This is a genomic window from Acidovorax sp. FG48, from assembly GCF_057809085.1.
Map to the genome: position 1 here is coordinate 99,561 of NZ_JBMDJH010000005.1, position 21,396 is coordinate 120,956.

The following is a 21,396-nucleotide window of genomic DNA, read 5'->3' on the forward strand; positions in this document are numbered from 1 at the left end:
GTCAGCCCAGCACCTCGTGCAACGCTGCAATCACACGCTCCTGGTCGTTATCGCTCATGGCGGTGTACAGGGGGATGCTGATCATGGCTTGGTAGGCTGCATCGGCCACAGGAAACATCGTGGGGGTCAGCTGATACCGGTCGCGCCAGTATGGGTGCCGGTGCAGGGGGACATAGTGCACACTGGTACCGATACCCCGATCCGACAGTGCCTGGATGACCTCGTCACGCCCCAGCGGTGCATCGGCTCTCAGCCGGATGACATACAGGTGCCAGGCATGGGTGTCGCCGTGTGGCGCGCGGGCGGGCAAGGTCAGCGGCAGTTGCGCGAGCTGTTCGTGATACCGGTGGGCGAGGTTTTGACGCCGTTGTACAAATTGCGGCAACCTCTCCAGTTGCTTGACGCCCATGGCGGCGGCTACGTCCGTCAGGTTGTATTTGAAGCCCGGGGCTACGACCTCGTAGTACCACGCCGGGGTTTTGGACGTGAAGCGGTCAAACGCATCGCGGTTCATACCGTGCAGGCGCATCACGCGCATGCGCTGGGCCAGGGCTGCGTCGCGCGTTACGGCCATGCCGCCTTCTCCGGTGGTGATTGTCTTGTTGGCGTAGAAGCTGAACACCGTCACGTCAGACTGCAACTGCCCTACCAGCGCGCCGCGCCAGGTGGTAGGCAGCGCATGGGCTGCGTCTTCCACCACCTTCAGGCCATGCTCTTGGGCAATGGACAGGATCGCGTCCATGTCGCATGCCAGGCCGCCGTAATGCACCGGCATGATGGCCTTGGTGCGGGGCGTGATGGCGGCGCGGATCTTTTCCGGGTCAATGTTCAGCGTGACCGGGTCCACATCCACCAGCACGGCATCGGCCCCTAGGTAGCGCACGACCTCCACCGTGGCGGTGAAGGTGAGCGTAGGCGCAATTACTTCGTCCCCCGGGCCGATGCCCAGTGCTTCCAGTGCCAGGTGCAGTCCGGCCGTGGCCGAATTCACCGCTACACCTTGCAGCCCACCGCCCAGGTAGTCCACAAAGTTCTGCTCAAACTGGCGCGTGACGGGGCCGGTGGTGACCCAGCCGGAGCGCATGGCCTCGGTCACCGCGGCGATTTCGGCATCGCCAATGTCGGGGCGAGCGAAGGGAAGGGAAGGCTGGATCATGGCTTGGCTATCCAGCAGAGGATGTGTGTGCGCAGCCATGGAAGGCTGTTGAACAAGGTGTAAAGCATGGGATGAACGGGCGCTACGCGGCGAGCTATCGGCGGGGCCAGTGTGATGCGCCGAGCGCTAATCTTGGCGTGGGGGAAGAGTGCTTTCACGCGGCTAAGTGGCACACCACGAACGTCAGGATTTTGTGGGTTGTTGAATGTGAAGTCATACCAGAGGACAGCACCGCCTGGCTTGATCCACTGCCACAAAGTAGCGGCTAGTTGTTGCTGAAACTGATCATCCAGCAGCGAAGAAAAAACCGTGGAAACCAGAACGATGTCCTGAGATTCGGCAGCAATGGGTGCTTGCGATGCATCGCCCTCCAGTAATTCCAGCGCCAGTGGCAGAGTGTGGCGCGCCCGACGGTAACGGTCGGGCAACAACTCAATGCCGCTCAGGTGCTGGGGTGCGAACCCCATACGCAAGAACTCCAGCAAGTTGACGCCGGTGCCGCAGCCCACCTCCAGAAGGCGCAACGCCGCCAAGTCGGCTGAACCATTCAGACTGAACATGTGCACTATGGCGCGCTGTCGCTCCTGTATGCCCAAATAGACTTCGGGGCGCAAGAAACTGTAACGCCCGTCACTGGGTGAGCGACTGGCATATCTGCTAGTGACTGCGTTGGGCTCGTTCGAAGGGGTCATGCCATGGCCTCAAGAAACTGCTGCGCCAGAACTGGGTAGGTGTGATTTGCCAAAACAAAAGCCCGCCCCCGCTGACCCATATCGTGGCGTTGCTGCGGCGTGGTGGCGGCCAGTTGAAGCAAGCCCTGGGCCACGACATGGGGTGATTCGGGCACTACGGTTAATCCGCAGCCTGCCTCTGCCACGGGATCATTGCCTGCCTCGACCGAGTGCAGAACCGCGCAGCCCGCCATCATGTAGTCCATGAGTTTGTTGGGTGCTATGCCGAACCGATAAATCGGCGTGCGTTTCCAGCCAATATAGGCAATGTCGAAGTGCGCCAACAGCGCAGGTATCTGTGGCTTGGGAACCGGGTCAAACAGTGCAACGTTATTCAGACCTTCATCGCGCACCCGTTGTGCCAACTGCGCCTTTTCATGACCGTTGCCCACCAGTACGAATGAAAGCGGCGAGTTGCGCAGCAGCGCGGCAGCGTTTAAAAGCACATCCAGCGCATTTGGAATTCCGTGCGAACCGGCATAGCCGACGATGATTTTTTCGGCGTTCTTAAGTGTATTTAGGTGATCTGCCAGAGGGCCTGCCAACGGCTCTGGCATGTCAGGCCATTCCTCTGGCGATATTCCATTGGGCACGATGTGCAGTTTGCGCAGATCCAGCCCATGTTGGGACATGTGCTCTGCCACCTTGGGCAGCATGGATACCACACAGTCGGCATCACGGTAGGCGTCGTTCTCGGCCTTTTGGCACAGCAGGATGAAAGGGTGCCACCAGGGCAAGCCTGAGAGCTCCATGGGCGAGGCTGGCCAGAGGTCGTGCACCTCATAAATCAGCTTTGCGTTCGCCAGACGGGCAATGCGCCTGGCAATCCAAATATCCAAGGGGTAGGTGCTGGATGCAATCACCACGTCGGGCTTGCTCTCGGCTGCTAGCGCAGGCGCCAGTTGCCAAGCCTGGCGCAAAAAACTCCAGATGTTCTTCACCCGGCCCAGTCCGTTGCCTTGGTAGGCTGGGGTGGGTAGCCAGTGGTAGGTGATACCGTCCACTGTCTCATGGCCACCTGCAGGCTGACGTGCGCGCACGTGAGAGAAATCGGCCGAAAGCACTACCACCTCATGCCCGGAGCGCACCCATTCGCGGGCGAGGTAGTAGGGGCGGTATTCCATGCCTAGCGCGGGTGTGCCTGCGTAGTGGTTGATGAGGAGAATGCGCATCAAAATGGTTGAATCAGGGACTTGTAAAGCTCTCTTGCGTCAGGATTTACAAGGTTGCTGTTGTGCCAAAGTAAGGAGAATTCACCCCCAAAACGGCGGCAGCTTTCTCGCAAACTCATCATGAGTTTGCGCGCCTCCAACCCATAGCCAAGGTTCAGGTAGGTAGGTGATGTCACAGTGACTTCCATCAATACCAAGGGGCGTTCCATGAGAGTCAGTTCTTCTCGCTGAAACAGATCGAAAATAGGAAATGCATGGGAGGTTCCGCACCTAAATCCGGCGATGTCAGGGAAGCCCAAGGTTGAATCGTAAATGAGTCCGAGCTGGTTTAAAATATGCGCGGTACCGTTCATATGCCAACGCAGGTAATGCTGGCGACCACCCATTTGGGTTGAGTTTCCACCTGCGCTGGCGACTGCTAGACGTAGTCCAAGCAATTCGTTGGATATTTTTTCCCGGTCGTCAATGCTGTAGTAGCTGCCGTGTAAACCTATTTCATGCCCTCTTTCAATAATGCGTTTTGTGAGTATGGATACTCGCGGTTCATTTAACTCATAAAATCCGTCAATGCGAGCTGGGTTTTTGATGTTCAAGAAAAAAAAGGTGACTCGGTTGCCGACGCATTCATTGACGTCGAGCATCCAGTCAAATGTGTCATAAGGATCGAATCGCGTAACGCCGATGCGACTGGCTGCAGCGTTGAGAAGCGTGCGTCCTGCTAGCTGCAGGCTGTGATGATTCCAGAGAGCCGATGCCGTTTGGTGCATGGCTAGAGCTATGCTTTTCGAACCGGGGGAGTAGGGTGCATCTACATCGCAGCTAACCCATACGGTCGGATTACGCGGTTTGCGTGTCAACTCCGGAACCAATTTTTTTAGTGACCACCAAAGTAGTTCAACCCATTCATCCACCACCGGACGCAGTGCCATGCCTGCACAGTGCGCCACTGACTTGCGTCCAGGAAAGCGGCCATGTTGATCAACTTCTGCGTTAATTACAGCTTCCTCATAGCGGGTTAAAAAAAAGAAAATACTTCCGGTTATATCGATCGGTAGGTGCACCATTTCGCGGTGCATTTCGAAATGGCCGTCTCCGAAAAATTGGGCTACGTGAGATTCCCCAATACGAGTGCGTAAATCGTCATCCGGTATTGGCCATGTAGTTGGTGCAGTCGTTGGTAAACTTTGGGGTTGCAGCCAGTTTGCATGAGATTTGGAAAAAAATGTGTCGCTCCACTGCACGCTGTAATTGCCGATGGATACCTCGATTTTCCGTTTGTCATGTATTTCAATGCAATATTTCAAACCTAGCCAATGGCCGAAAATTACTGAACATACCCAAGAAAATTCCCTGATACGGTGTTCTGGTGTTCGGATAAAAAGTGTGGTCACTTTTGCCTCCGCCTAAATGCTCTCCACAGTCCTGCACGTACCGAGTCACTGATCGTTGGGCATATCACAGGGCGGAAATCACGACGGTATACCAATTCATACCATAATTTTAATACTCGGCGGTCCAACCTCAGCATCCGGCGTAACAACCAGATACCATCTACCCAAAGCAAATTTTTGGGAGAAGGTATTGATAGATCGTCGGGTGTTTCACAGCCGAAATATCGTTTTACGAGACCGTTTCCTGAATGAAGAAATAACCCGTGTTGCATCCAGAATCGAGGGTTAAGTTCCAAGACGAGCACTTGATTTTTAATCACAATGAATTCAAGTTCGTACGGACCGCAGTAGTTCAGGCGTCGCAGTATCCGCGCTGTTTGCTCCACGAGTCCCAATGCATCGGGAACGGTGATCAACATGGCGGACGAACTCAGCCCATCCTCGTATCCGGCCACTCGCTCAGTGACAACGGACAGATTGCGCTTTTCGTTCGTTGCGTCGAAAAATCCCCCTACGCTCATCAGCTGCATAGGTTTGTTACCAAGCCATTCCTGGAGGAAAAACGAGGATTCGTCAAAGCCATCTGCGGCAATGCGCTTACGTAAGGCGGTTAACTCTGTCGAGTTGTTACAGACCCAGCCGCGTGGTAACTTGCGTCCGTTCTGCCATGAGTGGCGACTCTTTAAAAGAAATGGGTAGCGGGCATGGCTGGCGTGCGCAAGAGGCCAGTGTGCTAGTCCGTGTGGGCCATCACTGTCATGTTTGAGAAATTCGGCAAATGCCCACTTGTCATCCAGCAATTCGATCGGAAAATTTTTGGGGAGAAAGCTGCGCGAGTCATTGCTTTGCAATGCCTGAGACAGCGATGCCTCCTCGGTGAAGAGAAGCCACTGGGCACGATCACCCTCATGGCGCTGCGGTAATGGTAATAATCGATCGCCGGGCGGCACGCGCATAGTGATACCTAGCGCTGAACATGCATGCAATAGTGTCCAGGCATTGATCCATGACGAGTTGGTAAAAGCGATCACGGGTGAAACTCAACAATGAGTGCGATGCGTTCTACGTACCGCCAAGGCAGAAAACGATAAATGCGCGGGACGAAGGTTTTTGCGGTAGAGCCCAGCCCAGCAGGTAGGGATAATAAGCGATCAATTGGCCCCCCGAACTTTTCCAGACGTATGTGGCAGCAACCCAAATCCGCAGCTTTTACTATTGAGGTCAGTTCGGACCGACGGAAAAAACGGATGTCGTATAGCGGATCGCTTTTTGCCTTGTGTGCAAACGCGGCCACAATCCGTGGGTTGTCTGCATTGTGCACAAGCGCCACCAATACATGACGGGTCACCCGCGCCTGTTCGCGTAGTAATGCAGTGATCTTGGCGTTATCGGAAAACAAGACCCAAAAACCATTGTGAATGGACAGATCGACATCCTTGTCTTGAAAGGACAAAGCCGATGCGTCTTCGCGGGCAAGTTTGAGCGGAGATTTAGGAAAACGCTGGCGTAAGTAATCAAGTGTTTTCTCGTCAAAATCTGATCCTATGGCGTTGATACCCTTTTCTGCAAGATAGCGCGAGTCGCGACACGATCCTCCCGCGATTTCCAGTACACGCCAGCCCATCACCGGAAAGCGGGATTTCAGCCACAACCCTGCCCTGGGAGGGGTCTGTAAATACTTTTCTATGTGCCTAATCCAGGCATCTTCCCAAAACGATATCTTTTGAATTTGCTCATTCATGGTTCGCTTCCTTGCGGAACACGCCTACCAACCATACTGGCTTGCCAAAAGCGGGAATGAGGCTTGCCGTGCGTCTCGCGAGGGAGCTGATCTGGCGGTGACCAGAGCCTTCTGAAATGCCCTTGCCTTCGACTGGTTCAGTTTGAAACCTGCAGCTCGGGCATATCAAAAACCTAGGCCATGGTTCTATAAATTGTCTTCCCCATTCGACTAAGGTAGAACGCCGTCGCCATCCTAGCTTTAGAGTCTGATGCAATCGAAATCCTGGCATAAGATTTTGCATCGATTGTTCGGAAAAAGAGCGGAAATGGTAGTCCGGGTTGACGTGCGCGTTGCAATAGGGGCAACGCACGAACCGACGATTTTCGTTAAACGGAACGGTGATGATGATCCATTCTCGAGATACCCTTGAGAATTCCCGAATCGCTGCTTCGTATGTTCCATAAGGCAGGTGTTCCAGGACTTCGCAGGAGATCACTACATCGAACTGGCCGTCGGGGAATGCCAGTGCGCTGGCGTCCCCAAGATGCATATCAATGCCTCGCGATTGAGCGTAGTCTACTTTAGCTGGTGTAATCTCAATGCCAACGCCTGCTATGCCGCGTGCCGCCATCAGTTCTTCGAGGAATACGCCGTGACCGGCTCCGACATCCAACAGAGTTGTGGCATTTTCGGGAACTAAATCGACGGTACGTCGAATGCGTGCCATCTCTGTATCGGAATTTCGGATATGCTGCTCTACATACTCTGCGATAGTGAGGTTGCCGTAATTAGCGTAATAGTCTTGGCCGTGGCTCATTTCAAGTCCTTCGGATCATGTGCAGCGCCCGAAAATTCATCAACATCAGTATTGCGTACATTACGGCCATCACGGTAGACAGGCACAGCACTGCTAAGGTAAAGGTAGCGCCCAAGTGTGCAGTGCACTCTATTGTGGCGACCAGCAACAGCACCCGGATGAGATCCCACCCGGCTTGCCAGTGCTGTTTACCGTGAATTATCAAGTGGGACAAGGGGGAAATAGCGGTCTGTCCGAGTAGCATGGGCACGCTGGCCGCTAAGACGCACCCTGCGGCGTCCCACTGCGGGGCTCCGAAGATGGGCCCAATGTAGAACGGGCCGGCCAATGCAATCAGCGCCAGCGGCAGCGATACCCATCCGAGACGCACCGTATTGCGGCGGTACAGTTGCGCAAGAGCTGTGGGGTCTTGCCGTACCAGCCGTGCAGCCTCGGCCCAGAAGCTTTGACTCACTGCTGAGCCTACAAGGCTGATAGGTCCGAGCGCCACCCGTTGCATCAGAGCGTAATAGCCAACTTCGGCGATGCTGTAGTGCCTCGCAAGCATCAGCGGCACCACTGCGAAGCTGGCTGTGTTTGCGGCAGATGCAAGTGTGGACCATGTGGCTTCGCGCTGGAAATGACAAGCTGCGACGCAGATGCGCTGAAGTGTCAGTCGCCGTAGTGCAGCAGTTAAACCGGTGGCGCTACGCCACAGTGTCCAGAGGCCAGCCCAAGAGCCGAGGAGAATGCCGGCTACAAGGCCCCAGAAACCCGCTCCGGCGGAAGCAATGCTCACACCAACGTTGACGATGCTTTGTACAATTTTTGCTTTTCCGACTCCGGGTAGCGTTGCATTGCGCACATGCCATGCTTGCAGTAGTTGCTGCGCCCCTGCACCTAGGACGGTCAGAGGTAGAAGCCAACCAAAAGTGTTGAGACTTCCCCAGAAGTTGGGGGCAAAAAACCAGAATAAGGCAAGCGTAAAGCTGGACAAGGCGAGTGCAATCATGCCCAAGAGGAGTAGTGCTGCAGCCAGTGAAGTTGCGCGTGCGTTGGGTATAGACCAGTCGAAGCGCGCAGTAGCCACAGCCAGAGCCATGCTTAATGCAGAAGTGAAAATGGTAATCGCACCAAAGTCATCTGGAGAGTAAATCCGTGTTAGCAATGGCGCCGCAATTATCGGAAGTGCTTGAGCCACCACATTTGCGCCAATGACTGTCATAACGTTGCGAGCGAATCTGGAGCGCCGTTGAAACCACGTTTTCCAAGTTCGCAAAGTATGCTTTAAAGTGCGCAAATTGCGTCTTTCTTAAAGGATGCGTTAGCCTGTTTGTGCAAGCATGGACTCGACGCAGTTAGTGGTCCGTTTGTCGTGGAACTCGATACTCCGCCTTGCCCCAGTTGCACGGGGTATGCTGGTGTCAAGGGTGGGCATGGTGACATCGCACGATGCGCCGCTTCGGTTGAATCTGTTTTTGATCTTTCGTAATAAATCATGCTGATTTCAGCGCAAACGCCTGAGCGTGAGACTCATTCGAAGCACAATGCATTATCAAATTTGATAGCTGGATACGATGTGTTGCTGGCTGGCTGCATTCAGCATCGGTTGTATGGACAGGCTGGTGCGTGGCGGGTGGAGCGTTTCTTCGCCGTTGGCGGTGAGTGTGGCTAGGGCTTGCGGGGTCATGGTTGATGCCCTGGCGTGTCTGCCTCGTAGTAACTACCCGTTTTGGGTGCACCTCGGAACTCGATAGTGGATAGTGCCTGCTTGCTTGAGCTGGCTCAGCCAGCGTTCGACGTTCTTGGGCGAGGTTTTCAGCGCTTGTGCCAGCGCGGGCGCGCGCAGGCCAAGTTGCAGGGCAATCATTTGTTGCAGTGTAATTAGTCCACCAATGATTGCACCATCTACTCCCTCAATTACTCCTTCAATGGGGTGTTGGTTTTTGGCCGCTCGTCGGACGATGGCCTTGATGTGCTGGTCGCGCGGGTCATCCTGCAGTTGCACCTGCTCCCAACTGGCTTGCGGGTTCATGGCATATCCCCGGTCAATTTTTTGCGCGCCAAGGCTAAACGCAAGTGCGACCAGCTTAATTCAGCACACAGCGTGTGCACTGTTCCAAGTTGGGGCAGCACTTCGGCCAGGCGCACACCGTAATGCAATTGGCGCACTCCCCAGCCGAGCCTAAGCTCCGCTGTCAACTGCCGCGTCAGATCGGCCACCACTTATTTACCGTATTCGGCGCGTTGGACTCGCCGCAAAACCGTGCCTATGCGCTGGCCAATGTGCCAGTAAAGCAGAGTCAGCTCGGCGTTGACCGCGCTGGCGACCCGCTGGTGGGCGGCGGTGATGAGTTGGCGCACGTCGGCCAGCAGGGGTGCGGTGGGTGGCGGGTGCATGGTTACAGGGTGGGTTGGTGCGCGGTCGCCAGCACCGCTTGAACGATGCGGCCCATGCTTTCTTCATCCAGATACGCGTGCATGGGCAGGCTGATCACTTTTTGTGCCATGGCATCGCCCACGGGCAACTGGGCATGGGCGTCCGCCACGGCGGGCTGCTGGTTCAGCGGGGCGGGGTAATGCACCGCTGTGGGTATGCCCGCTTGCCTCAGGTGTTCTTGTATTTGTTCGCGGTGGGGCACTTGTACGGTGTATTGCGCCCAGGCGCTTTGGTTGTGCGCCTCGACGTGCGGGGTGCTGGTGATGCCCGCCTGGTTCAGCAACTGTGTGTAGCGCTCGGCCACTTGTTGGCGCGCGCTGATTTCTTCGTCCAGTATGGCCAGTTTGGGCAACAGGATGGCGGCTTGCAGGGTGTCCAGTCGGCTGTTCACGCCCACGCGGATATGGTGGTAGCGGCGGTCTTGGCCGTGGCGGGCGATCTGGCGCATGACTTTGGCCAACTCGTCGTCGTGCGTGAAGATGGCGCCGCCGTCGCCATAGCAACCCAGGGGTTTGCTGGGGAAGAAACTGGTGCAGGCGATGGTGGTGAGGTTGCAGCTTTTGCGGCCTTTGTAGGTGGCGCCAAAGCTTTGCGCGGCGTCTTCAATCACCTGGATGCCGTGCCTGGCTGCAATGGTATTGATCGCGTCAAAGTCCGCACACTGACCGTACAGGCTGACGGGGATGATGGCGCGGGTAGCGGGGGTGATGGCGGCTTCCAGCAAGGCCGGGTTGAGGTTGTAGGTGCGCGGGTCAATGTCCACATACACGGGCTTGGCGCGCAGTAGTGCCGCGGTTTCTGCGGTGGCAATATAGGTAAACCCAGGCGTGATGACTTCGTCGCCCGGGCCTATGCCCAGGGCCATCTGGGCGATTTGCAGCGCGTCTGTACCGTTGGCTACGGTAATGCAGTGCTTGGCGCCGGTGTAGGCGGCCAGTTGTTCTTCCAGTTCAGCAACTTCCGGCCCAAGGATGTATTGGCCGTGGGCCAATACCCGGGCAATGGCTGCGTCGATCTGGCTTTTGATGCGTGCCTGCTGGGTCTTGAGGTCGATGAAGTCAATCATGGTCTGATGCGGCTAGCTTGGTAACCACTCGGTCGTTAAGCACATAGCGGACACCTGTGTGCAGGCAGGTGACTTCGCCGTGGCCTTGCAGCGGGAGCGCGAGTTGCTCGCCAAATTCACTCATCCAGCCAATGTGCCGCGCGGGTACGCCCACTACCAGTGCATAGGCGGGCACGTCCTTGTTGACTACTGCACCCGCGCCCACAAAAGCGTATTCGCCAATGGTGGTACCGCACACAATGGTGCAGTTGGCACCCAAGGTGGCGCCTTTTTTGACTCTTGTGCTGCGGTACTCGTCTTTGCGTTCGATGAGCGCGCGTGGGTTGTGGACGTTGGTGAACACCATGCTGGGGCCGCAAAAAACCCCATCTTCGAGTGTGACGTTGTCGTACACGCTGACGTTGTTCTGGATCTTGCAGTGGTCGCCAATCACCACCCGGTTGCCCACAAAAACGTTCTGGCCCAGCGAAACGCCTTTACCGATGCGCGCACCACCGCAGACGTGCACCCAGTGCCAGATGCGAGAGCCCTCTCCAATGAATGCGCCTTCATCCACGATGGCGCTGGGATGGATGGTTGGGGCGTTCATTTCGGCATTCTCATCGGGATAACTTGAGCACAAACGGATGCACTTCACCGAGGCTGCCAGCCTGTGGTGTGGATGTGCGGATGCTGTGCACAGTCTCTATGCAATGGCGTGCGTCTTCAAGTCCATAGCCATTGCCTGCCAAAATTTCTTGGTAGCTGATCGTATGCAGATCGGTAAACCCTTCTGAGAATTCCAGCGGCTCGCCGCTGACATCAATATTGCGGTAGGTGGTTTTTTGTCCTTGAACGCTGGCGGGTAGATCGCTTGCATCCACGGAGAGAAACCAGCGCACCCGAGCACCTTGGTATTCAAGATATCCACCGGCTTTTGATTCGCTGAGGAAGTGCACACGGTTGTGTTGGAGTGGACCGAAAATGAAGTGCAGCATGTCGAAGAAATGCACCCCGATGTTGGTGGCAACGCCAAACGATTTGCGCGGATCACCCTTCCAACTCGCGGCGTACCACGTACCGCGTGAGGTGATGTAAGTGAGGTCCACATCGAACTTGGTGTTTTGTGGGGCTGCTGACACCTTGTTGCGCAGCTGAACAATCGCCTCATGGTGACGCAGTTGCAGGATGTTGAAAACGCGCTGGCCGGTCTCGCTTTCCACCCGCGCTAATTCGTCTACCAGCGCGGGTGTGGGTACCAGTGGCTTTTCGCAAATCACGTCGCAGCCTAAGCGCATGCCAGCTGCAATGTGAGCGTGGTGTAGATGATTGGGGGAGCACACAGCCACATAGTCCAACGCTTGATGGGGTTGGCGGCGCAACGTTTGTGCGTGCTCGTAAAAACACTCGAAGTCGGTGAAAAAGTCTGCCTTAGGGGCTAGGCTGTCGATAATGCCGACCGAGTCGTTGACATCAAAGGCTGTAGTTAAACAGTTGCCGGTTTCTTTGATGGCGCGCATGTGGCGCGGAGCGATATAGCCAGCGGCACCAATTAGTGCAAAGTTTTTCATGGGCTCAAAGTCGGTAGACGGTAAATCCTGCTTGCATCAGCTCCTCGCGGTCATACAGTGACTTGATGTCAGCAAGAAATGGTTTGGGATGCCTGCAGTAAGAGCGGAGCTGCTTCGCGCTCAATGCGCGGTAGCTGTTGTGTCCGACCGCAACGACAAGGACGTCCACTAGATGGTCTTCATCCACTACGCCCAGCGTCAGTTGGTATTCAAGCTGTACTTCCGCTGCATCGGCAATAGGGTCAGAGATGACCACCTCCACACCCCAAGTTTTCAATTCGTGGACTAGGTCTACCACCTTGCTGTTGCGGATATCTGGACAGTTTTCTTTGAAGGTGATGCCGAGTACACCAATCTTGCAGCGCGGAGCATCCATACCTGCGCGCAGCATCATTTTGATGATGTTGTGCGCAGCATACCCAGCCATGTTGTCGTTGATGCGGCGGCCCGCCAGAATGATTTGTGGGTGATACCCCACCTGTTCAGCTTTATAGGTCAGATAGTAAGGATCGACACCGATGCAATGCCCGCCAACGAGGCCAGGTCGAAAGGGGACGAAATTCCATTTGCTGCCTGCAGCTTCAAGCACTTCGAGAGTGTCAATCTCCAGGCGGTCGAACAATATCGAAAGTTCGTTCATTAGAGCGATGTTCAAGTCACGCTGTGTGTTCTCGATGACTTTGGCGGCTTCTGCCACCTTGATGCTGCGTGCCTTGTAAGTGCCTGCCGTGATGATGCAACGGTAGAGTTGATCAACAGCCTCTGCGGTTTCTGGGGTGCTGCCACTAGTGATCTTGCGGATGCGCGTGAGTGTGTTGACCTTGTCCCCCGGGTTCACACGCTCCGGACTGTAGCCACAAAAAAAACTCTTATTGAAGCGCAGTCCGGAGAAATCCTCCAGCACAGGCACGCAGACTTCTTCAGTGACGCCCGGGTAGACTGTGGACTCATAGATCACCAGGGCACCCGGGCGCATGGCGCGCCCTACGGTCTGACTCGCTGTGACCAACATCGACAAATCGGGGCGCTTGGCATCATCCACAGGCGTAGGGACCGTCACGATGTAGATATTGCAATTTTCTATGTCTTTGGGGTTTGAGCTGTATTGCAACTGCGTGGCAGCCTGTATCTGCTGCGCGCTTGTTTCTTGCGTTCGGTCGTAACCTGATTGCAATTCAAGGATGCGTGGTTGGTGTATGTCGAAACCGACAACGGGAAAATGCTTGCCAAACTCGACGGCCAGTGGCAAGCCAACATAACCAAGACCGATGATGGCAATTCGGGGTTTTGTTGCGATGGAGGTCAGCATGGTGTTTGCATTGGATCTGGTTGATAGCCACTCACCAGTAAAGAGAGCGAGCGCTTGAGTGCTGCTTCGTCATTCGCATTGGCGGCTTCTTGCAGCGGCTGCAAGGTCGCTTGTAACTTTGACCACGGGCAGAACTCCTCACGCGCTCGCCTGATGCGTGGATGCGCTGTGGCAAGGGGGTTATCACCAATCAGCAGTTCTTCATAGAGCTTTTCACCGGGGCGCAGTCCAGTGAACTCTATGGCTATGTCGCCCTGTGGGTGCTCTGCATCGCGCACTGTCAAGCCTGAAAGAGCTACCATGCGCCGCGCCACATCAAGGATACGAACGGGTTCTCCCATATCCAGAAGGAACAGATCACCGCCTTCCGCCATGGCTCCCGCCTGTAGCACAAGCTGTGCTGCCTCGGGAATGGTCATGAAATAGCGTGTCACTTCGGGATGGGTGACCGTCAGTGGGCCACCTGACGTGATCTGACCCCGGAACAGGGGAATCACGCTACCACTAGAGCCCAGTACATTTCCAAAGCGCACCATGGAAAGGCGTGTGGGGCAGGACCATGGGACGGCTCGTTCTGGTAATACATCCTCGAACGGGGATACTCTGCTGGCGGCAATGGCTTGCAACACTTGCTCTGCCACGCGCTTGCTGGCTCCCATTATGTTGGTGGGACGCACAGCCTTATCAGTAGATACAAGCACAAAGTTTTGCGCTCCGTATTCAAGGGCTATTCGCACCATGTTGAGCGTTCCAAAGACATTGTTGATCACACCTTCCCCGGCGTTGGCCTCCACCATGGGAACGTGCTTGTAGGCAGCCGCGTGGTAGATTGAATCAGGCCGGTGTTTGCGGCAGATGTCGGCAATGCGATGTGGGTTGACCACGCTGGTCAGCAGCGGCACCAGTTCGCAGGTGTGAGCGCCCTGATCCCGTAGCGCCTGCAGCTCGTGGTGGACCGCATACAGCGCATACTCGCTATGGTCTACGAGTAACAGCTTCGCAGGACCTTCGTTAACGATCTGACGGCACAATTCGCTCCCGATGCTGCCTCCTGCTCCCGTGACAAGCACCACCTGACCTGTAAGACCGTTCCCAAGCAGGCCATGTTGGGCGGCGACGGGCTCGCGCCCCAGCAGATCTTCAACGTCCAGCTCTTGGAAATCTGTCACGCTCACGCGACCACTGGCTAAGTCTGACAGGCCTGGTAGTGTGCGGACGCGCACAGCTGCACGACCAAGGTTCTGAATGATTTGATGCCTTCGCTGGCGTGTGGTGCTGGGAACCGCGAGTAGCACGTCAGTGATGTTGAGCTGTTCGATCAGCTCAGGCAGGTTGTTGGGACTGCTCACGCGTACGCCGTTGATGGTGCTGCCCGTCTTTTTGGGGTCATCGTCCAAGAAGCCCATCAGCTGATACTGCCGCATGTTTTGCATGGCGGCTGCAGTTTGCGCGCCTGCGCTGCCGGCCCCATAAATCAGCAACCGATGAGTCGTATTGCGGGGCTTGCCAGCAAGCCAGAACCAGCCCAAGGCACGGCTGGAGCCCACCATCAGGAGCAAAATTATTGGTTGTAGTACGCCTACACTGCGCGGTACTCCCTCCCATTGAGCTATCAGCAAAATGCAGAAAAGTAGGGTTCCGTAGAGCGCGACGGCTTGTCCTGTGGTGATAAGCGCTGCAATTCCGGTATAACGAAAAATGGCTCGATACAAGCCAGCGTGGATGAATATAGGCAGCGCCAATGTTGGCCCCAAGCCATAAACCAACCATTGCAGTCCCGTGGGCGAATGTGGTGTATCGAGCCGCAGACTAAAAGCCAGCCACATGGCAACAAGGCTCATGCACAGGTCCAAGCTCACCACAACAAGCCGTTTGGTGGAACGCGGCCACGAGAGTATGGTGCTCAACATAGTAGGGGTACTTAATGTCATGGCCGATGGCGTTGCTGACGCGTAAGCAAATGGCGCACGTTCATCAAGACGGCGCTATCCCCATGCGCTCAAGCACATCTCCCACCAGTTCCAGACGCACCAGCGGATTATCCAGCTCCATCAACCGCTGTTTCAGCTCGAGGGGGACAGGCAGCAGTTCGCACCACCTGTTGGCTACCCAGCCGCAATCATCCAGTTGCGCTGCGGTAGGCTTGACTAAGTGAGGCAGGTCCGGGTCGCGTACCTGGAGAGTGTTTAAGACCTGCGCCAATGCCGTTGACGCCTTTTTGAGATCCTCTGGGACCGGCACAGTCAGATCCCGTTCAATATGGCCTACGTCTGCCGTCCACAAACCGTGTGGCAAGTGGCGGCGCTGGGTGATCCGAAAACGCTGGCTACCACGGCATAGCACAGTGATCAGTCCAGGCTGTGGCGTTTCCAGTTGCTCGATGACGGCGAGGGTGCCGATGTCGTTGAAGCGTTCCTCCGGTGCGCCAGCTTGGCGTACCTCCTGTCCCTGGGTGAGAGAGACGACGCCAAATGGTGCGCCTGCCTGGTGGCACTTGCGCACCATGTCAAGGTAGCGCACCTCAAACACCCGCAGCGCCAGCACCCCGTCCGGGAACAGGACGGAGCCCAGGGGGAAAAGCGGCAGGGACGACAAGGTGAGGGGTGGGGTCATGGGCGCGCGGGTGCCTTGGCCCGCTATCATCCCATGACACTGTCGGCTTTTGCTGCGCACCACTGCTTTTGTCTCATCCATGCTCTATCAGATCGCCTCTTTCCTGCTTGATGTTATTGGCGGCTTGCTGACCGGGGCCTGCCTCTTGCGGCTGTACATGCAGTGGCAGCGGGTGTCGTTTTCCAACCCCGTTGGTGGGTTGGTGTTTGCATTGACCGATTGGCTGATCATGCCGCTGCGCCGGGTGATACCACCGGTGGGGCGTTGGGATGTGTCCAGCCTGGTGGCAGCGATGCTCTTGCAACTGGTGCAGTACGCGTTGTTGACGTTGCTGTTGGGGGCTGGTTCGGCGTGGGCATGGTTGCCCTGGCTTGCCTTGTTCGGTCTGCTGCGCGTGGCGGTCTCGGGGCTGATCGGCCTGCTGATCGTCTATGCGGTCCTGTCCTGGATACAAGGCGGTCGTTCGCCGCTGGCCGATGTGATTGCACGGCTGTGCGAGCCCGTGTTGCGACCATTTCGCCGGGTGATTCCGCTGATGGGCGGCTTTGATCTGTCACCCTTGGTGGCGCTGGTGGTGCTGCAGGTCGCGATGATCGTTTTGGGCCATTTGCAGGCCAGTGTGATGCGTTGAGGCACCAAAACGGCCCGATGCGCGAGGCGCATATGCCTTAATTGCTATTGAAAATATAGCGTTGATGGTGGGAGATAGGCCCGGCCCAGTCCCTTCCTAGGGACTGGGTGTTATTCACATCACCGCGTCGGCGGGCAGTCGTTGCAGCATGGCCAGGCTGCTGGCGACGGTGTTGCGCAGCTCGCGGCGGTCGCAGATGAAGTCCACGGCGCCCTTGGTCTGCAGGAATTCGGCACGCTGAAAGCCCTCGGGCAGGGTGACGCGCACGGTGGATTCGATCACGCGCGGGCCGGCAAAGCCGATCAGCGCCTTGGGCTCGGCGATCACGATGTCGCCCACGAAGGCAAAGCCAGCGCTCACGCCGCCCATGGTCGGGTCGGTCAGCACGCTGATGTAGGGCAGGCCCTTCTTGGCCAAGCGGGTGAGGGCCGCGTTGGTCTTGGCCATCTGCATCAGTGACAGCAGGCCTTCCTGCATGCGCGCGCCGCCGGTGGCGGTGAAGCAGATGAAGGGCACCTTCTGCTCAATGGCGGTTTCCACGCCGCGCACAAAGCGCTCGCCCACCACGGACCCCATGGAGCCGCCCATGAAGTCGAACTCGAAGCAGGCGGCCACCACGTTGATGCTCTTGACCGCGCCGCCCATGACGATGAGGGCGTCGGTCTCGCCGGTGTTCTCCAGCGCTTCCTTCAGGCGCTCGGGGTACTTGCGGCTGTCCTTGAACTTGAGGGCGTCCACAGGTAGCACTTCCTGGCCGATTTCGTAGCGGCCTTCGGCGTCCAGAAAGGCGTCCAGGCGGGCGCGTGCGCCAATGCGGTGGTGGTGGCTGCAATGGGGGCAGACATTCTGGTTGTGTTCCAGATCCGCCTTGTAGAGCACCGTTTCGCAGCTCGGGCACTTGATCCAGAGGCCTTCGGGCACCTGGCGGCGCTCGGTGGGGTCGGTTTGCTGGATTTTGGCGGGCAGAAGTTTTTCGAGCCAGGACATGGTGTTCTCCTCTTCAGTGGCGCGACCTGCTGCAAAGCCCGTAGGCGTTTGCGGGTCAGGTCGGGTGTGAATCTGTCGGCGCACCCCACAGGATGCGCCGGGCTGCATTATGCGACTAGGCGTCCAGGGCCTTGCGGATGCCGCGCAGGAAGTCGATGGTCAGGGGCACCACCTTGGCGTGCTCCTGGTCTTCAATCAACTGGATGATGCGGCTACCGATGACCACGGCATCGGCCACCTTTCCGATAGCCTGGGCGGTGGCCGCGTCGCGGATGCCGAAGCCCACACCCACCGGAATGGTCACATGCTGGCGGATACGGGGCAGCATCTGCTCCACGGCGGCCGTGTCCAGCGCGCCGGAGCCGGTCACGCCCTTGAGCGACACGTAGTACACATAGCCGCTGGCTACGCGCGCCACTTGCGCCATGCGTTCGTCCGTGCTGGTGGGAGCCAGCAGGAAGATCAGGTCCATGCCGTGCGCGCGCAGGCTGGCGGCGAAGGCTTCGCATTCTTCGGGTGGATAGTCCACGATGAGCACGCCATCCACACGCGCTGCCGCAGAGTCGCGCACAAACGCGCCGTCACCGTGCTTCTGGTCGTAGCGTTCCACGGGGTTCGCATAGCCCATCAGCACCACGGGCGTGGTGCTGTTGCGCTTGCGGAACTCACGCACATGGTCGAGCACCTGCACCATGCCAATGCCCAGGCTGAGGGCCTTTTCGCCCGCCTTCTGGATCACTGGGCCATCGGCCATGGGGTCGGAGAAAGGCACTCCCAGCTCAATCACGTCGGCACCTGCCTCGACCATGCCGTGCATGAGTGCGGGGGTGATGTCAGCGAACGGGAAGCCGGCGGTCACATAAGGAATCAGCGCCTTGCGGCCCTGCGCTTGCAGGGCAGAGAAGGTGGATGCGATACGGCTCATTTATTTCACCACCTTGATGGGTTGCTCGCCGCCCTTGACGGACTGCCCCTGGCAGCTGGGTCGGCAGTAAAAGTCGGCACCGCTCAGGTCGGCCACGGTGCCGATGTCCTTGTCGCCCCGGCCTGAGAGGTTGACCAGTATCGACTGGTCTGGGCGCATGGTTTTGGCCAGCTTCATGGCATACGCCACGGCGTGGCTGGATTCGAGCGCGGGGATGATGCCTTCGGTGCGGCACAGGTAGTGGAAGGCGTCCAGCGCTTCCTTATCGGTGATACCGACGTACTCCGCGCGGCCAATCTCCTGCAACCAGGCGTGCTCGGGGCCCACGCCGGGGTAGTCCAGGCCCGCGCTGATGCTGTGGGTTTCGGTGATCTGGCCGTTGTCATCCTGCAAGATGAAGGTGCGGTTGCCGTGCAGCACGCCCGCGCTGCCATTTTGCAGCGATGCGGAGTGCTTGCCCGACTCCAGGCCTTCACCCGCAGCTTCCACGCCAATCAGGCGCGTTTTCTCGAACGGGATATAGGGGTGGAAGATGCCCATGGCATTGCTGCCGCCGCCCACGCAGGCGATGACGGCATCGGGTTGCTGGCCCAGCACCTTTTGCTCGGCCAGCATGGCGGGCATCTGCTCAATGCATTCCTTGCCAATCACGCTCTGGAAGTCGCGCACCATCATGGGGTAGGGGTGTGGGCCCGCCACGGTGCCGATGATGTAGAAGGTGTTGTCCACATTCGCTACCCAGTCGCGCATGGCGTCGTTCAGTGCGTCTTTCAGGGTCTTGCTGCCGGACTCCACGGGCACCACGGTGGCGCCCAGCAGCTTCATGCGGTACACGTTGGGGCTTTGGCGCTTCACGTCTTCGGCACCCATGTACACCACGCATTCCAGGCCGTAGCGGGCGCAGATGGTGGCCGTGGCCACGCCGTGCTGGCCCGCGCCGGTTTCTGCAATCACACGGGGCTTGCCCATGCGCTTGGCCAGCATGGCCTGGCCGATCACGTTGTTGATCTTGTGGGCGCCAGTGTGGTTCAGGTCTTCGCGCTTGAGGTAGATCTGCGCGCCGCCCATTTCACGGCTGGTGCGCGCCGCATGGTAGATCGGAGAGGGACGGCCAACGAAGTGCTTGAGTTCATACTGGAACTCGGCCAGAAACTCCGGGTCGTTCTGGTAGCGGGCGTAAGCCTCGCGCAGTTCCTGGATGGCGTGGGTCAGCGTTTCGCTGACGAAGCTGCCGCCGTAGGGGCCGAAATGGCCGGAAGCATCAGGTTGCTGATAGGAATTCATGGGGGTTCTTTGCAAGTTGTGCATCGGCCGCACGCACGGCGGCAACGAAGCGTTGGATCTTCACGGCGTCCTTGATGCCTTTGATGGGTTTGCCATCGGGGCCATCGGCTTCAACGCCGGAGCTGACATCAACCGCCAGCGAGAGACCCCGCGGGCGGACTTGCAAAATGCCATCGGTCACGTTTGCAGGCGTGAGTCCACCAGACAAAACGAGGTGAGAGCTGACGCTTGGTGGAAGGAGTGACCAATTGAATGCCTTGCCGCCGCCGCCAAAACCTTCGACGTGGGCGTCGAGCAGGATTGCTTGGGCGTGAGAGTAATCGTGCGCGTATTTTACGAGGTCAAACTGCGCCGCTCCATCGCCGAGGGGAATTCGGGCGGCTCGCAGATAGGGGCGGGCCCCCTGGTGGGTGGCGTCCAGGCAGTCCTGCGGCGTCTCATCACCATGAAATTGCACCGTAGCGCCAGCAATCATTGCACTGGCTGCTATCACGTTAGGAGTGGATTCGTTCACAAACAGCAGCACGGGCGTGACAAACGGCGGCAGGCGCCGGGCCAACTGCGCGGCCCGCTGGAGGGTGACCGACCGTGGGCTGGGGGCGTAGAGCACAAAACCCACCGCATCGGTGCCCGCAGCCACAGCTGCATCCACATCTTCCTCGCGGGTCAACCCGCAAATCTTGATGCGGGTGCGTACGTTGGCAGACGCCTGGAAAGGGGCGTGGAAGCGTTGACTGGCGGCGGGGGCCGTTGTGGTCGGTGGGGTGGCCTGGTTCATGGAAGCCAATCATACGCAGCCGTGCGCTGGGGTAGCCCCCAGGCGGCGTCGTAGACGGGCCCTTGAAAGTACAACCCGTCTGGCGAGAATGTCGGCGCAGCCACCTTGCGGGACCGGGCTGCCAGCACCTCGGCCATCCATTCGGGGGGCTGCGTGCCTTGGCCCACGGCAATCAGGCAGCCCATGATGTTACGGATCATGTGGTGCAGAAAGGCGTTGGCTTCAAATTCAAAACGCCAGTAACAGGGGCTCCAGCCCAGCTCAGGGTGCGGTACGCTCGCGCCCCGTCGCACGATGTCGATGCGATGCAAGGTTTTGACGGGGGTCTTGGCCTGGCAGGCGGACGCCCGGAACGAGGTGAAGTCATGCTCGCCGATCAGGTAGTCGGCTGCCTGCCGCATGGCGCCATGGTCCAGCGGGTGAAACACCCAGCCCACCCGACCGGCATCTACGCTGGGCCGTACCGGCGACTGCAGCAACACGTAGGCATACCGCCGTGCCACCGCACTGGCGCGTGCGTGAAATTGGTCAGGCACTGCCTGTGCCCATTGCACCGCAATGTCAGGCGGCAGGAAGGTGTTGGTGCCCCGCACCCAAGATGCGGCAGGGCGGTTGAGGGGAGTATCAAAGTGCACCACCTGCATCAGCCCGTGCACGCCGGCATCCGTGCGGCCTGCGCAGAGCGTGCTGACCGAATGTGTAGCAAAGCGGCCCAGGGCCGCTTCGAGTTTGTCCTGTACGGTGTTGCCAGAAAGCTGGCTTTGCCAGCCGTTGTAGGCCTGGCCGTTGTAGCTGACGCCCAGCGCCACCCGGGTCATGGGGGGGCCTGGGGAAGTGCTGGGTG

23 protein-coding genes are annotated in these 21,396 nt (G+C 57.9%); 1 reads left to right on the forward strand and 22 read right to left on the reverse strand.

The window, feature by feature from the left end:
- Position 1: 1 nt before the first annotated feature.
- The 17 genes from ACODSU_RS09255 to ACODSU_RS09335 form a co-directional block, all read right to left on the reverse strand.
- Positions 2–1,156 (reverse strand): DegT/DnrJ/EryC1/StrS family aminotransferase, encoded by a 1,155-nt coding sequence (locus ACODSU_RS09255; RefSeq protein WP_488841877.1) that lies wholly within the window; start codon positions 1,154–1,156, stop codon positions 2–4.
- Positions 1,153–1,848 (reverse strand): class I SAM-dependent methyltransferase, encoded by a 696-nt coding sequence (locus tag ACODSU_RS09260; RefSeq protein ID WP_488841879.1) that lies wholly within the window; start codon positions 1,846–1,848, stop codon positions 1,153–1,155. Before ACODSU_RS09260 ends, ACODSU_RS09255 begins: the two co-directional genes overlap by 4 nt.
- Positions 1,845–3,059, reverse strand: coding sequence for a glycosyltransferase family 4 protein (locus ACODSU_RS09265; RefSeq protein WP_488841881.1), 1,215 nt, complete (start codon positions 3,057–3,059; stop codon positions 1,845–1,847). The genes ACODSU_RS09260 and ACODSU_RS09265 overlap by 4 nt, the downstream gene beginning before the upstream one ends.
- Entirely contained in the window at positions 3,059–4,450 is a 1,392-nt protein-coding gene (locus ACODSU_RS09270) for a polysaccharide deacetylase family protein (RefSeq protein WP_488841883.1), read from the reverse strand. Before ACODSU_RS09270 ends, ACODSU_RS09265 begins: the two co-directional genes overlap by 1 nt.
- Complete coding sequence (locus tag ACODSU_RS09275) at positions 4,447–5,481, reverse strand: hypothetical protein (RefSeq protein WP_488841885.1); 1,035 nt, start codon at positions 5,479–5,481, stop codon at positions 4,447–4,449. Before ACODSU_RS09275 ends, ACODSU_RS09270 begins: the two co-directional genes overlap by 4 nt.
- Positions 5,478–6,191 carry a class I SAM-dependent methyltransferase gene (locus tag ACODSU_RS09280; RefSeq protein WP_488841887.1) on the reverse strand — a complete coding sequence of 238 codons (714 nt, stop codon included), beginning with the start codon at positions 6,189–6,191 and terminating at the stop codon, positions 5,478–5,480. Before ACODSU_RS09280 ends, ACODSU_RS09275 begins: the two co-directional genes overlap by 4 nt.
- Entirely contained in the window at positions 6,184–6,990 is an 807-nt protein-coding gene (locus tag ACODSU_RS09285) for a class I SAM-dependent methyltransferase (RefSeq protein WP_488841889.1), read from the reverse strand. Before ACODSU_RS09285 ends, ACODSU_RS09280 begins: the two co-directional genes overlap by 8 nt.
- Before the next feature lies 1 nt (position 6,991).
- On the reverse strand, positions 6,992–8,194 hold the full coding sequence (locus ACODSU_RS09290; RefSeq protein WP_488841891.1) for a lipopolysaccharide biosynthesis protein: 1,203 nt from the start codon (positions 8,192–8,194) through the stop codon (positions 6,992–6,994).
- Between the two features lie 330 nt (positions 8,195–8,524).
- Positions 8,525–8,659 carry a hypothetical protein gene (locus ACODSU_RS09295; RefSeq protein ID WP_488841893.1) on the reverse strand — a complete coding sequence of 45 codons (135 nt, stop codon included), beginning with the start codon at positions 8,657–8,659 and terminating at the stop codon, positions 8,525–8,527.
- 33 nt (positions 8,660–8,692) lie between these two features.
- Positions 8,693–9,004: a hypothetical protein gene (locus tag ACODSU_RS09300; RefSeq protein ID WP_488841895.1), complete on the reverse strand. Its 312-nt coding sequence runs from the start codon at positions 9,002–9,004 to the stop codon at positions 8,693–8,695.
- A gap of 191 nt (positions 9,005–9,195) precedes the next feature.
- On the reverse strand, positions 9,196–9,369 hold the full coding sequence (locus ACODSU_RS09305; RefSeq protein ID WP_488841897.1) for a DUF1016 N-terminal domain-containing protein: 174 nt from the start codon (positions 9,367–9,369) through the stop codon (positions 9,196–9,198).
- Positions 9,370–9,371: 2 nt separating this feature from the next.
- Positions 9,372–10,475 carry a DegT/DnrJ/EryC1/StrS family aminotransferase gene (locus ACODSU_RS09310; RefSeq protein ID WP_488841899.1) on the reverse strand — a complete coding sequence of 368 codons (1,104 nt, stop codon included), beginning with the start codon at positions 10,473–10,475 and terminating at the stop codon, positions 9,372–9,374.
- Entirely contained in the window at positions 10,468–11,064 is a 597-nt protein-coding gene (locus tag ACODSU_RS09315) for an acyltransferase (protein ID WP_488841902.1), read from the reverse strand. The genes ACODSU_RS09310 and ACODSU_RS09315 overlap by 8 nt, the downstream gene beginning before the upstream one ends.
- 10 nt (positions 11,065–11,074) lie before the next feature.
- A complete protein-coding gene (locus ACODSU_RS09320) occupies positions 11,075–12,025 on the reverse strand; it encodes a Gfo/Idh/MocA family oxidoreductase (protein ID WP_488841904.1) in 951 nt (316 codons plus the stop codon).
- A 4-nt stretch (positions 12,026–12,029) separates the two neighbouring features.
- On the reverse strand, positions 12,030–13,334 hold the full coding sequence (locus tag ACODSU_RS09325; protein ID WP_488841906.1) for a nucleotide sugar dehydrogenase: 1,305 nt from the start codon (positions 13,332–13,334) through the stop codon (positions 12,030–12,032).
- Positions 13,328–15,244 carry a polysaccharide biosynthesis protein gene (locus ACODSU_RS09330; protein ID WP_488841908.1) on the reverse strand — a complete coding sequence of 639 codons (1,917 nt, stop codon included), beginning with the start codon at positions 15,242–15,244 and terminating at the stop codon, positions 13,328–13,330. The genes ACODSU_RS09325 and ACODSU_RS09330 overlap by 7 nt, the downstream gene beginning before the upstream one ends.
- Before the next feature lie 64 nt (positions 15,245–15,308).
- Positions 15,309–15,947, reverse strand: coding sequence for an LON peptidase substrate-binding domain-containing protein (locus ACODSU_RS09335; RefSeq protein WP_488841910.1), 639 nt, complete (start codon positions 15,945–15,947; stop codon positions 15,309–15,311).
- Positions 15,948–16,026: 79 nt separating this feature from the next.
- Between ACODSU_RS09335 and ACODSU_RS09340 the strand changes: the two genes are divergently transcribed.
- The gene (locus ACODSU_RS09340) at positions 16,027–16,578 is read left to right on the forward strand and encodes a YggT family protein (protein WP_488841912.1); all 552 of its coding nucleotides are present in this window, start codon (positions 16,027–16,029) and stop codon (positions 16,576–16,578) included.
- A gap of 114 nt (positions 16,579–16,692) precedes the next feature.
- On the opposite strand, the gene accD is transcribed toward ACODSU_RS09340, so the two are convergent.
- From accD to truA, 5 genes are all read right to left on the reverse strand, one after another.
- On the reverse strand, positions 16,693–17,565 hold the full coding sequence (gene accD, locus ACODSU_RS09345; protein WP_015013229.1) for an acetyl-CoA carboxylase, carboxyltransferase subunit beta: 873 nt from the start codon (positions 17,563–17,565) through the stop codon (positions 16,693–16,695).
- Positions 17,566–17,680: 115 nt separating this feature from the next.
- Positions 17,681–18,490, reverse strand: coding sequence for a tryptophan synthase subunit alpha (gene trpA, locus ACODSU_RS09350; RefSeq protein ID WP_488841914.1), 810 nt, complete (start codon positions 18,488–18,490; stop codon positions 17,681–17,683).
- On the reverse strand, positions 18,491–19,774 hold the full coding sequence (gene trpB, locus ACODSU_RS09355) for a tryptophan synthase subunit beta (protein WP_488841916.1): 1,284 nt from the start codon (positions 19,772–19,774) through the stop codon (positions 18,491–18,493).
- Positions 19,752–20,552, reverse strand: a complete 801-nt coding sequence (locus ACODSU_RS09360; protein WP_488841918.1) for a phosphoribosylanthranilate isomerase — start codon at positions 20,550–20,552, stop codon at positions 19,752–19,754. The genes trpB and ACODSU_RS09360 overlap by 23 nt, the downstream gene beginning before the upstream one ends.
- Entirely contained in the window at positions 20,549–21,370 is an 822-nt protein-coding gene (gene truA, locus ACODSU_RS09365; RefSeq protein ID WP_488841920.1) for a tRNA pseudouridine(38-40) synthase TruA, read from the reverse strand. Before truA ends, ACODSU_RS09360 begins: the two co-directional genes overlap by 4 nt.
- Positions 21,371–21,396 lie beyond the last annotated feature (26 nt).